Annotated in this window: 11 protein-coding genes; 10 read left to right on the top strand and 1 reads right to left on the bottom strand. The window is 60.9% G+C overall.

Going from position 1 to position 11604, the window contains the following annotated elements; genetic code table 11:
- Nucleotides 1-2: 2 nt before the first annotated feature.
- The 4 genes from AC1DX3_RS07085 to AC1DX3_RS07070 are packed head-to-tail and all read left to right on the top strand — an operon-like array spanning nucleotide 3 to nucleotide 2006.
- Entirely contained in the window at nucleotides 3-410 is a 408-nt protein-coding gene (locus AC1DX3_RS07085) for a VOC family protein (protein ID WP_476988551.1), read from the top strand.
- Nucleotides 411-427: 17 nt separating this feature from the next.
- Nucleotides 428-952: an SRPBCC family protein gene (locus AC1DX3_RS07080; protein ID WP_476988550.1), complete on the top strand. Its 525-nt coding sequence runs from the start codon at nucleotides 428-430 to the stop codon at nucleotides 950-952.
- Complete coding sequence (locus tag AC1DX3_RS07075) at nucleotides 949-1344, top strand: DUF3224 domain-containing protein (protein ID WP_476988549.1); 396 nt, start codon at nucleotides 949-951, stop codon at nucleotides 1342-1344. Before AC1DX3_RS07080 ends, AC1DX3_RS07075 begins: the two co-directional genes overlap by 4 nt.
- A 53-nt stretch (nucleotides 1345-1397) precedes the next feature.
- On the top strand, nucleotides 1398-2006 hold the full coding sequence (locus tag AC1DX3_RS07070; protein ID WP_476988548.1) for a hypothetical protein: 609 nt from the start codon (nucleotides 1398-1400) through the stop codon (nucleotides 2004-2006).
- Here AC1DX3_RS07070 and AC1DX3_RS07065 read toward each other — a convergent pair.
- Complete coding sequence (locus tag AC1DX3_RS07065) at nucleotides 2003-2836, bottom strand: LytTR family DNA-binding domain-containing protein (RefSeq protein WP_476988547.1); 834 nt, start codon at nucleotides 2834-2836, stop codon at nucleotides 2003-2005. The genes AC1DX3_RS07070 and AC1DX3_RS07065 overlap by 4 nt on opposite strands.
- A gap of 83 nt (nucleotides 2837-2919) precedes the next feature.
- Between AC1DX3_RS07065 and AC1DX3_RS07060 the strand changes: the two genes are divergently transcribed.
- From AC1DX3_RS07060 to AC1DX3_RS07035, 6 genes are all read left to right on the top strand, one after another.
- Nucleotides 2920-3486 carry a DUF2306 domain-containing protein gene (locus AC1DX3_RS07060; RefSeq protein WP_476988546.1) on the top strand — a complete coding sequence of 189 codons (567 nt, stop codon included), beginning with the start codon at nucleotides 2920-2922 and terminating at the stop codon, nucleotides 3484-3486.
- A 267-nt stretch (nucleotides 3487-3753) separates the two neighbouring features.
- A complete protein-coding gene (sucC, locus tag AC1DX3_RS07055) occupies nucleotides 3754-4956 on the top strand; it encodes an ADP-forming succinate--CoA ligase subunit beta (RefSeq protein ID WP_476988545.1) in 1203 nt (400 codons plus the stop codon).
- 6 nt (nucleotides 4957-4962) lie between these two features.
- Nucleotides 4963-5850 carry a succinate--CoA ligase subunit alpha gene (gene sucD, locus AC1DX3_RS07050; RefSeq protein WP_476988544.1) on the top strand — a complete coding sequence of 296 codons (888 nt, stop codon included), beginning with the start codon at nucleotides 4963-4965 and terminating at the stop codon, nucleotides 5848-5850.
- A gap of 167 nt (nucleotides 5851-6017) precedes the next feature.
- Entirely contained in the window at nucleotides 6018-8984 is a 2967-nt protein-coding gene (locus tag AC1DX3_RS07045; protein WP_476988543.1) for a 2-oxoglutarate dehydrogenase E1 component, read from the top strand.
- A gap of 33 nt (nucleotides 8985-9017) precedes the next feature.
- A complete protein-coding gene (gene odhB, locus AC1DX3_RS07040) occupies nucleotides 9018-10556 on the top strand; it encodes a 2-oxoglutarate dehydrogenase complex dihydrolipoyllysine-residue succinyltransferase (RefSeq protein WP_476988542.1) in 1539 nt (512 codons plus the stop codon).
- A 138-nt stretch (nucleotides 10557-10694) separates the two neighbouring features.
- Nucleotides 10695-11573 carry a hypothetical protein gene (locus AC1DX3_RS07035; RefSeq protein WP_476988541.1) on the top strand — a complete coding sequence of 293 codons (879 nt, stop codon included), beginning with the start codon at nucleotides 10695-10697 and terminating at the stop codon, nucleotides 11571-11573.
- The last annotated feature ends 31 nt before the right edge of the window (nucleotides 11574-11604 follow it).

The raw sequence follows: 11604 nt of genomic DNA, 5'->3' as shown, positions 1-11604 counted from the left end.
CTATGAAAATCACCACCTATCTTACGTTCAACAACCAGTGCGCCGAGGCCTTCGCCTTCTATGCCGAAACGCTGGGCGGCCAGATCACCTTCATCCAGACCTTCGGCGAATCGCCGATGAAGGACATGTTTCCCGGCGATGAAGACTTGATCATGCACGCGACCCTGCAAATCGGTGATCAGGAAATCATGGGGGCCGATGCGCCACCGTCGCGTTACAACAAGCCGGCGGGGTTCGGAGTCACCATCGCCTCGTCCGACCTGGCGCGCATCGAACGCATCTTCAACGCCTTTGCCGACGGCGGCGAGGTCGACATGCCGTTGCAGGAAACCTTCTGGGCGCCCAAGTTTGGCATCGTCACCGACCGCTTCGGTACACCGTGGATGCTCAACGGCGAAACCCCAGCCTAAAAAGCAGTCCCTAAGCCATGGACACGCACATCATCACCGAAGACCGCGACATCATCCTGACGCGGCGTTTCGCAGCGCCCCGGCCGCTGGTCTGGCGCGCCTGGACCGATCCCGCCATGATATCGGCATGGTGGGGCCCGGAGGTCTTTACCACCACGGTCGACATGGATGTTCGCGATGGCGGCGTGTGCAATCTCACCATGCATGGGCCTGATGGCGCCTATCCGATCGACGGTACCTTCGAAGAGGTCGTCGAAAACGAACTGCTGGTTATGATCTTCACGCTCGACCGTCACCCGCCGGCCTGGCACGAGCTGATCAAAAACGCCTATGTCGAAGCCGGCGGCTATGCCGAGAGCTATGTCTCAGGCCCGATCGTCACCCGCGTCCTGTTCGAAAGCGACGGTGATGCCACCCAGGTGACGGTGCGCCAGCACTTCCCCAACACCGCCTTGCGCGATGCCCATGTCAAGCTTGGCAACGGTATCGGTTGGGGCCAAAGCTTCGACAAGCTCGACAAGGTCCTGGAAGGCGCGCAATGAAACATCACATCGAGGGCGGGTTCGACGTCAAACGTTCGGCCGAGCCCGTCCATGCGGCCGGCGAAGGTCTGTTGGGCCGCCATGCGCTCGACAAGACCTATCACGGCGACCTTTCCGGTACCGGCATCGGCGAGATGCTAAGTGCCGGCACGACGACGCCCGGTTCCGCAGGTTATGTCGCCATCGAAAAGGTGACCGGCAGGCTTGGCGGCAGAACCGGCAGCTTCTATCTCATGCACTATGGCGTCATGACGCGTGGCGACGGGTCATTGCGTATCGAAGTCATTCCTGATTCCGGTGCGAACGACCTAGTCGGTCTGACCGGCACCATGCAGATCAAGATCGCCGCCGGCGGGGTGCATAGCTACGTCTTCGATTACGAACTGGCGTGACGGCTTGCCGTCACCGTGGTGCATGCTAAGGTCGCCTGACAACGGGGGCGATCATGAAAAAGTGGCTTGGCATTTTGCTGTTGGCTGGACTGGCCGGCTGTTCGCCGCAGGGCGTTGTTACAGCCTGGCACTGGAGGGCGTTCCTGAAATCGCCCGGTGAGCCGACCTTCAAGTCGCTTTACGCCGATGTGACGGCTTGCCGGTCAGCGGACTGCCCACAAGGCGTACAAATCGATGAGGAAATGATCGACGACCTCGCCGACCTGGTTCGCGCCAAGGACCCCAATGCGCTGAAACTCGCCTTGGCGGCGGACAAGATCGTCGCCCACAACGCGGCCGGCGCGGAATATCTGAACGCCAGTTACGGTCCCGCGATTCGTGACGAAGCGCCGATGTTTTTGCAAGATGCCGTCGATGCGGGACGTCAGGACACGGGCATTGTTACAGTCACGCCCGAAAGCCTGATCGACAATGACGTGGGGCAATACAAAGAGCTTGGCCTCCGCCGCGACGCTCTTATGGCCGTCAGTGATCCGCGTCTAATAACCACGCGCGATGCCTATGTGGCGGCGATCGACCTGCAACGAACAAAGCTCGAACCGAGCTTGCCGCGCAGGCCCGTCCCGCCGTCGGATTATTTTGGGCTGCCAAAGAAGCCCTAAACCCAGCCATCCTGTTTCAGCGTCTTCTGATAACTGCGGCTAACGGGTGCCGAAACGCCGTTTTTCAAGCCTAAACTCAGCCTTCCATCGCCGCGCGCTACATCGGCGACAGCGTCCTTCGCCACCCACCATGACCGGTGGGTCTGGCTGCCCTCGATGCCGTCCAGTTCGCGAATGGCGTCGTACAGCCGCATCAGGATCAGGGCATCGCCGACCGAGGTATGGACGCGGAGATAATGGTCCTCCGCCGACAGGGCATAGAGTTCGGCGTGACGATATTTGAACGGCAGACGTTCACGAAACGCATGTCCGGGCTCGGTTTTCGTTTCCGACGTCCTGTAAACATGGCTCTGTTTTGGTTCGCGATGGCTGAGATACTGGATGATGCACATAAAGGCGGTAATGCAGGCGACCGGACCGACAAAGAAACGTAGTCGGGGCACGTCGAACGCCGAGCCTTCGAACACCGTGGTCAGCAGCCACACGACAACAGTGATCACCGGCGTAAAGGCAAGAAACTGGACGATGGCGTCGGGCAGGGGATCGAGCCGGAGGAAGCGATCCATGACCAGGCTGACCAGTTGCACGGCGACGGTCCCGCCCATCATGACAACCAGCCAGTAGGTGAAGCGCGTCCATTCCGACAGGTTTGCCGTACCGAAGGCGCCGGTGAAGCTGAGCAGCGCCGCCATCGCGACGGCGATGCAGTAGACGCGTAGCCAGGTCCGTTCGCCCCACGGCGCCGTCACGATAAGTATAAGGCTTGCAATTGGCGAAGCGTGAACGGCATCGGGCGCCGATTCACGTAGATCTTGCGGCTTTTCACGCATCCGGCCGGAACTCCCTCGATCGATGGCCTACAGGTTAGGGCAGATACAGCCCCTCATCAATCGCTTAAGATAAGGCGCCCGCCATGACCGATCTCGAAACCTCCGCCCCCGTGAAACATGCCCTGCCCATGGGCACCATCTTGCGCCGTGGCCTGCTTGGCCTGGCCATTACCGCCGGCATCGTCTGGTTCGTTATCGGCCGCGGGCAATATGGCGCCCAGGTCGCGCAGAGCTTTCAGCACATGCACCCGCACGGCCCGGACATGGCGCTGCTGGGCCAGCAGCCGATGGTCGTCCTTGTCCATATGTTTGTCGCCATTGCCGCCTTCGCCGTCGGCCTGTTCCAACTGGCGGCGCCCAAGGGCACGATCCCGCACCGCGTTATCGGCTGGGCCTGGCTGATCTTCATGACGGTCATCGCGGTTTCCAGCCTGTTCATTCGCAACGTCAATCACGGCCATTTCAGCTTCATACACATCCTGTCCGCCATAACCCTGATACAGATTCCGGTGATCATCTATCTGGCGCGGACGCATCAGATCCAGAAGCACGGCGCCGCGGCCTACGGCCTGTTCATGGGGGCATTGTTGATTGCCGGTCTGTTGACCTTCATTCCCGGCCGTCTGATGTGGCAATTGTTTTTCGGGTAAGGCTTTTTAGCCCGAACGCCGCATCGACGGCGGCGGGCGATTGCCGGAGCAATAAAGCCATGGAAAGCGCTGTCATTAGGTAGCGCTACCATTGCTTACGGTATCAGGAGAAACCGACTCCGCCGCGCGGGCAAAATAAGTCAAATTTCTGTGACTGAGCAGTTGCACACAGGCAAAGGCATCTCTATAAAGCCCACGTTCGAAGGTCGGGCCGGAGCGCCCGCCCTGCATGTATTTGCCCTCGCGGCAGCATTTCAGACCGGTTCCATGAACATTCACGAGCATCAAGCCAAGGCCGTCCTCAAAGAGTTCGGCGTCGCCGTTCCGCGCGGGTACGCCGCCTTTTCCCCCGATGAAGCCTTCAAGGCCGCCAAGGACCTGGCCAAGGACGGCAGCAAGGTTTTCGTGGTCAAATCGCAGATCCACGCCGGCGGCCGCGGCAAGGGCACCTTTGTCGGCCTCGGTCCCGACGCCAAGGGCGGCGTCCGCGTCGTCAAGACGCCGGAAGACGTCAAGAAGAACGCCGACGAAATGCTCGGCCGCGTCCTGGTCACCGTTCAGACGGGCCCCAAGGGCAAGCAGGTCAACCGCCTCTATATCGAAGAAGGCGCCGACATCGCCAAGGAACTCTACCTGTCGCTGCTGGTCGATCGTGAATCGTCACGCGTCTCGGTGGTCGCCTCGACCGAGGGCGGCATGAGCATTGAAGACGTCGCCCACGATACACCGGAAAAGATCCTGACCTTCACCATCGACCCGGCCACCGGCGTCTTCCCGCACCATGGCCGCGCCCTGGCTGCCGCGCTCAACCTGAAGGGCGATGTCGCCAAGCAGGGCGCCAAGCTGCTCGGCCAACTGTACGCGGCCTTCGTGGCCAAGGACATGGACATGCTGGAAATCAACCCGCTGATCATCACGGGCGACGATCGCCTGCTGGTGCTCGACGCCAAGTGTTCGTTCGACAGCAATGCCCTGTTCCGTCATCCCGACATCTTCGCTCTGCGCGACGAAACCGAAGAAGACGAGAAGGAAATCGAAGCCTCGAAGTACGACCTCAGCTATATCGCCCTCGACGGCGAAATTGGCTGTATGGTCAATGGCGCCGGGCTCGCCATGGCGACGCTCGACATCATCAAGCTCTATGGCTCCGAGCCCGCCAACTTCCTCGACGTCGGCGGCGGCGCCACGACCGAAAAGGTCACCGCCGCGTTCAAGATCATCACCTCAGACCCCAAGGTCAAGGGGATCCTGGTCAACATCTTCGGCGGCATCATGAAGTGCGATATCATCGCCCAGGGCGTCATCACGGCGGTCAAGGAAGTCGGCCTGAAAGTGCCGTTGGTGGTTCGCCTCGAAGGTACCAATGTCGAGCTCGGCAAGAAAATTCTCAATGAAAGCGGACTGAATGTAATCGCCGCGAACGATCTGGCCGATGCGGCCGCCAAGATCGTCAAAGCTGTGAAGGGTTAAGTATCCATGTCCGTTCTCGTCAATAGCGAAACCAAGGTCATCTGCCAGGGCATCACCGGCAGCCAGGGCACCTTCCACTCCGAACAGGCCATCGCCTATGGCACCAAGATGGTCGGCGGCGTCACCCCCGGTAAGGGCGGCACCACCCATATCGGCCTGCCGGTCTACAATACGGTTGCCGAAGCGCGCGAGCGCACTGGCGCCACCGCCACCGCCATCTACGTCCCGCCCCCCTTCGCCGCCGACTCGATCCTCGAAGCCATCGACGCCGAGATGGAACTGATCGTCTGCATCACCGAAGGCATTCCGGTCCAGGATATGGTCAAGGTCAAGCGTTCGCTGTCGGGCTCCAAGTCGCGCCTGATCGGGCCGAATTGCCCAGGCGTCCTGACGCCCAACCAATGCAAGATCGGCATCATGCCGGGCAATATTTTCTCGCCGGGCAGCGTCGGTGTTGTGTCGCGCTCCGGAACGCTTACCTATGAAGCGGTCTTCCAAACCACCAATGCCGGCCTGGGTCAGACGACCGCTGTCGGTATCGGCGGTGACCCGGTTAAGGGCACCGAATTCATCGACGTCCTGGAAATGTTCCTCGCCGACGACGCCACCAAGTCGATCATCATGATCGGCGAAATCGGCGGCTCGGCCGAAGAAGACGCGGCGCAGTTCATCCGCGACGAAGCCAAGCGCGGCCGTATCAAGCCGATGGCGGGTTTCATCGCCGGCCGCACGGCGCCTCCGGGCCGTCGCATGGGCCACGCCGGCGCCATTATCTCGGGCGGCAAGGGTGGTGCGGAAGACAAGATCGCAGCCATGGAAGCGGCTGGCATTCGTGTCGCCCCGTCCCCGGCGGCACTCGGTGAAACACTTTTAAACGTGCTTAAGGGTCTTTGATCTTTAAGTGGGCTGAATGTGCTTAAAGGGCTGTAAAAAGCCCCTGTTTTAGAGTAAGAGCGTACTGGAACCGGTGTCGTAATTGGCCGGTTTCAGGCCCAGATGAGGGCAGGCTAAACATTGAAGGGATGCGGTGTCGTAGTTGGCCGCATCGACGGGTTATACATATGGCGGATGATTCCGGCCGGCTGAACCAGGTGTTCGCAGAGACGTCGTTCCTGTACGGAACGAACGCGATTTTCATTGAAATGATGCAGGAAAAGTGGGCGCAAGACCCCAATTCGGTTTCGGCCGAATGGCGTGCCTTCTTCGACTCGCTGATGGACCGGCCCGAAACGGTCAAGGCCAATGCCGATGCGGGCTCATGGGCCAACACCACGCCGGCGCCGCGCGACGACCTGATCTCCGCGATGGACGGCTTCTGGCCGGCGGTGCAGGCCAAGATCGAAAAGACCCTGGCCGACAAGGCAATCGCCAAGGGCGCGCCGGTGTCCACCGCCGATACCCAATCGGCGGCGCGCGACTCGATCCGCGCCCTGATGCTGATCCGTGCCTTCCGTATCCGCGGCCACCTGCAATCCAATCTCGACCCGCTGGGTCTCGAGCCCCTGGTGCAGAACCCGGAACTGACACCGGAATATTGGGGTTTCACCTCCGCCGACATGGACCGTCCGATCTTTATCGATGGCGTGCTGGGCCTTGAATCCTCGACTTTACGCGAAATCATCCAGATCGTCCGCCGCACCTATTGCGGCAATGTCGGCGTGCAATATATGCACATCGCCGATCCGGCCGAAAAGGCCTGGGTCCAGGAGCGCATCGAAGGCCGCGACAAGGAAATTTCCTTCACCAAGGAAGGCAAGATCGCCATTCTCAAGAAGCTGATCGAGACAGAGGGTTTCGAACGCTTCTGCCATCGCCGTTTCCCCGGCACCAAGCGCTTCGGTCTTGACGGCGGCGAAGCCATGATCCCGGCGCTGGAACAGATCATCAAGCGCGGCGGCCACCTCGGCGTCTCCGACATCATCTTCGGCATGGCGCACCGCGGCCGCCTCAACGTGCTGGCCGGCGTCATGGGCAAGCCCTATCGCGCCATCTTCCACGAATTCCAGGGTGGAACATCGCTGCCGGCCGACATCGAAGGCTCGTCCGACGTCAAATACCATATGGGCGCCTCGTCCGACCGGTCGTTCGACGGCAATAATGTCCACCTGTCTTTGACCGCCAACCCGTCGCACCTCGAAATCGTCAATCCCGTCGTTCTGGGCAAGACGCGCGCCAAGCAGGCCTTCCACAACAAGTCGAAGACCGACGGCAATCCCGATCGCGGCATGGCCATGGGCCTGCTAATCCACGGCGATGCGGCCTTTGCGGGTCAAGGCGTCGGCATGGAGTGTCTCGCCCTGATGGGCCTGAAGGGCTACAAGACCGGCGGCACGATGCACTTCATCATCAACAACCAGATCGGCTTTACGACGGCGCCGCGCTTCTCGCGTTCGTCGCCCTATCCATCCGACGTCGCCTTGATGGCGGCGGCGCCGATCCTGCACTGTAACGGTGACGACCCTGAAGCGGTGGTGTTCGCGGCCAAGATGGCGACCGAGTTCCGCCAGAAGTTCGCTAAGGACGTCGTCGTCGATATGTTCTGCTATCGCCGTTACGGCCACAATGAAGGCGACGATCCAACCTTCACCCAACCGATCATGTACGCCAAGATCAAGGACCATCCGTCGACGCGCGACCTGTACGGCAAGCGTCTGGTCAGCGAAGGCGTTTGCACCCAGGCCGAATTCGATGGATGGATCGCCGAGTTCGACACCTATCTCGACGGCGAATTCGAAGCCGGCAAGTCGTACAAGGCGACCAAGGCCGACTGGCTGGACGGCAAGTGGTCGGGCCTCGGCCTGCCAGAAGAAGACGAACGCCGCGGCACGACCTCGGTGCCGCGCGCCAAGCTGGTCGAGATGGGGACCAAGATCACCACCATCCCCAACGACATCGACATGCACAAGACGCTGAAGCGCGTCATCGAAGGCCGCGGCCAGATGATTGCTTCGGGCGAAAACCTCGATTGGGCGACGGCCGAAAGCCTGGCCTTCTGCTCGCTGCTCGATGAAGGTTTCCCGGTCCGTCTGTCGGGCCAGGATTCGATCCGCGGCACGTTCAGCCAGCGTCACTCGGCCTTTGTCGATCAAACGACCGAAGAGCGCTACTTCCCGTTCAATCACCTGCGCGATGGCCAGGCCATGTACGAAGGTATCGACTCGGCCCTGTCGGAAGAGGCCGTGCTCGGCTTCGAATACGGCTATTCGCTCGCCGATCCGAATACCCTGACCCTGTGGGAAGGCCAATTCGGCGACTTCGTCAACGGCGCCCAGGTCATAATCGACCAGTTCATCTCCAGCGGCGAACGCAAGTGGCTGCGCATGTCGGGTCTCGTCATGTTGCTTCCGCACGGTTACGAAGGGCAGGGGCCGGAACACTCGTCTGCCCGTCTCGAACGCTTCCTGCAGATGTGCGCCGAAGACAATATGCAGGTCGCCAACTGCTCGACGCCGTCGAACTATTTCCACATCCTGCGCCGTCAGATCCACCGGCCGTTCCGCAAGCCGCTGATCCTGATGACGCCGAAATCCCTGCTGCGTCACAAGAAGGCCGTGTCGTCGCTGGCGGAAATCAGCGAGGGTTCGTCCTTCCACCGCGTTCTGCACGACGATGCCGAGCGCCGTCCCGAAGTCGCCGGCGTCAAGCTGGTCTCCGACGACCGCATCCGCCGCGTCATCCTGTGTTCCGGCAAGGTCTATTACGACCTGCTGGAAGACCGCGAAAAGAAGCAGATCAAGGACGTCTATCTGATGCGTCTCGAACAGTTCTATCCTTGGCCGATGAAGTCACTGATGACGGAACTGGGCCGCTTCAAGAACGCCGAGCTGGTCTGGTGCCAGGAAGAGCCGAAGAATATGGGCGGCTGGTCGTTCGTCGACCCGTGGCTTGAACTGACGCTCGACCGCTTGTCGGTGAAAGCCAAGCGCGCCCGTTATGTCGGCCGTCCGGCCTCCGCCTCGACCGCCGCCGGCACGATGAGCCGACACCTCAAAGAACTCGAAACCTTCCTCAACGAAGCTTTCGCCTAACCCTCCCCAAACGCAAAAGACTGGAGCCTGATCATGGCTGACATCCTAACTCCCGTTCTGGGGGAATCCGTAACCGAAGCCACCATCGCCAAGTGGACCAAGAAGTCCGGCGACACGGTCAAAAAAGACGAAGTGCTGGTTGAGCTTGAAACCGACAAGGTTTCGCTCGAAGTGTCGTCGCCGGCCGATGGCGTCCTGACCATCCTGGTCGGTGAAGGTGAAACCGTCTATCCCGGCACCGTGCTGGGCTCAGTCGGCGGCGCCGGCGCTGTTGCGGCGCCTGCCGCTCCCGCAGCGACACCTGCACCGGCGCCCGTTGCTGCTGCTCCGGCGGCTGTCGCTTCCGCACCGGCGCCTGCCGCCAGCGGTACCGTTGACGTCAAGACCCCGGTTATGGGTGAAAGYGTCTCCGAAGGCACGCTCGGTTCCTGGAAAAAGAAGAAGGGCGACGCCGTTAAGAAGGACGAGATCCTGGTCGAGATCGAAACCGACAAGGTCGCGCTCGAAGTCGCCGCCCCGTCCGACGGTGTCCTGGCCGAGATCGTCGTCGCCGATGGCGGCACGGTCACGCCGGGTCAGGTCATCGCACGCATTTCCGCCAGTGGTGCCGTTGCCTCGGCGCCTGCCGCCTCAACTCCAGCACCTGCGGCCGCTCCCGTTTCCCCCCCGGCGGGCTCGCCGGACAAGCCGCTGTCGCCGTCCGTACAACGCATCGTGACTGAGTCGGGCCTCGACCCGAACAAGGTCGACGGCACGGGCAAGGACGGCCGCATCACCAAGGGCGACGCCCTGGCGGCTCTCTCCGGCGCCACCGCAGTTGCCACCTCTCCCGTCGTCGCCGCACCGGTGCCGTCGGCGCCGCGCGCGGTCGGCGCTCATGAGGAACGTGTGAAGATGACGCGCCTGCGTCAAACCATCGCCCGCCGCCTCAAGGAATCGCAGAACACCGCGGCTCAGCTGACGACGTTCAACGAGGTCGACATGTCGACCATCATGAACCTGCGCAACGCCTATAAGGACGCTTTCGAAAAGCGCCACGGCGTCAAGCTCGGATTCATGTCGTTCTTCGCCAAGGCCGTGATCGCGGCACTGAAGGACATTCCGGCGGTCAATGCCGAAATCGACGGCACCGACATCATCTACAAGAACCACTATGACCTCGGCGTTGCGGTCGGCACCGAAAAGGGCCTGGTCGTGCCGGTTTTGCGCGATGTCGACACCCTGTCGCTCGCCGGCATCGAAAAGGGCATCGCCGCTCTGGGCAAACAGGCCCGCGACGGCACGCTCAGCCTCGACCAATTGCAAGGCGGTACCTTCACTATCACCAATGGCGGCATCTACGGTTCGCTGATGTCGACGCCGATCCTCAACATGCCGCAAGTCGGTATCCTGGGCATGCATGCCATCAAGGATCGTCCCATGGCCGTCAATGGTCAGGTCGTCATCCGTCCGATGATGTACCTGGCGCTGAGCTACGACCACCGCATCGTCGATGGCAAGGAAGCCGTCACCTTCCTGGTCCGCGTCAAGGAAGGCCTGGAAGATCCGCAACGCTTTGTGTTGGATGTGTAATTTCTAGTGGTCTTGCCGACACAGGCTGTCGGAAATCTGCATAAACCCCGCAAGAGCGATCTTGCGGGGTTTTGTTTTAGGTAGCGCTAAGGGCCGGAATGAATTAAGTTATTCAAAATAATTATTCAGGGGTTTGAAATGCGTCTCGGTCAGGTAGCGGTTTGGGTTTTGGCGGTAGCGTCTTTGGCGATTGGTGTTGATGCCGACGCGGCGACGCGGCGCAAGGAGCTCAGCAACAAGGAAACCTTCACGGTCGAGGACAGCGTCAAGGGCCAGACCTATATCAATGCGGCTATGACGACGCCGATGATGGACCTGCTGGCCAAGGCCGACGTCAACCACCCCGACCTGATGCTGGAATACGGCCTGGCGCTCGATCTCGGTCGCAGCTCGGTGTCGGCGGCCATGAGCAAGGACGATAAGGAGAAGCTGAAACGCGGCTTCCGAGCCATGCTCGACCTCTATGTCAACAAATCCGACAAGTTCGGCGACGTTACTTTCGATGAAGATTCCATGCTCGATCAGTCCGAGTTCTGGATCTATCTCGCCAAGCATGTCGGTCGGCCCAAGCCTCGCGCCATGGCCAATATGACGGTCGATATGTCCGGCGGCGCGGGTGGCGCCAGCGGTGCGGCCATGAACAGCTTCATCCTCGACAATTCCGATCAGGATCAGGAATTCAATCTCAACCAGGATCTGATTTTGCGACCTAATGTCGTCAATGCCTCGGCGGCCTGTGTGCAATCGGCGTATGGTTTCGCCCGCATGCGCAAGGCGCAACTGGTCGACATCACGGAAACCAAGCTGACCCCGGATCAGTTCGCCACCATTCAGGCGACAGCCGTGAAGAACTATCGCCTGGCCTGGTCGGAAGGCCAGATCGCCTGCGGTTCCGTCGACTATTTCAACCAGGTTGTCGCCTTCGCGGCGCAGAACCTGGGGCCGCTCGGCGCCATGAAGGATAATCCTGCCGCCGTCCTGGCGACCCTGGGTGACCCGCCCAAGCCGGAAAACTGATCCCTATAGGCAAGCCCGGCCGTTTGGGTTA

It is taken from the genome of Asticcacaulis sp. P2_B1 (assembly GCF_056404915.1).
The sequence above is the reverse complement of the archived record's forward strand: the minus strand, read 5'-3'. Positions and strand labels throughout refer to the sequence as shown.

Coding starts and splice junctions, on each gene's coding strand:
- AC1DX3_RS07085 (WP_476988551.1), top strand. CDS start 3: ATGAAAATCACCACCTATCTTACGTTCAACAACCAGTGCGCCGAGGCC.
- AC1DX3_RS07080 (WP_476988550.1), top strand. CDS start 428: ATGGACACGCACATCATCACCGAAGACCGCGACATCATCCTGACGCGG.
- AC1DX3_RS07075 (WP_476988549.1), top strand. CDS start 949: ATGAAACATCACATCGAGGGCGGGTTCGACGTCAAACGTTCGGCCGAG.
- AC1DX3_RS07070 (WP_476988548.1), top strand. CDS start 1,398: ATGAAAAAGTGGCTTGGCATTTTGCTGTTGGCTGGACTGGCCGGCTGT.
- AC1DX3_RS07065 (WP_476988547.1), bottom strand. CDS start 2,836: ATGCGTGAAAAGCCGCAAGATCTACGTGAATCGGCGCCCGATGCCGTT.
- AC1DX3_RS07060 (WP_476988546.1), top strand. CDS start 2,920: ATGACCGATCTCGAAACCTCCGCCCCCGTGAAACATGCCCTGCCCATG.
- sucC (WP_476988545.1), top strand. CDS start 3,754: ATGAACATTCACGAGCATCAAGCCAAGGCCGTCCTCAAAGAGTTCGGC.
- sucD (WP_476988544.1), top strand. CDS start 4,963: ATGTCCGTTCTCGTCAATAGCGAAACCAAGGTCATCTGCCAGGGCATC.
- AC1DX3_RS07045 (WP_476988543.1), top strand. CDS start 6,018: ATGGCGGATGATTCCGGCCGGCTGAACCAGGTGTTCGCAGAGACGTCG.
- AC1DX3_RS07035 (WP_476988541.1), top strand. CDS start 10,695: ATGCGTCTCGGTCAGGTAGCGGTTTGGGTTTTGGCGGTAGCGTCTTTG.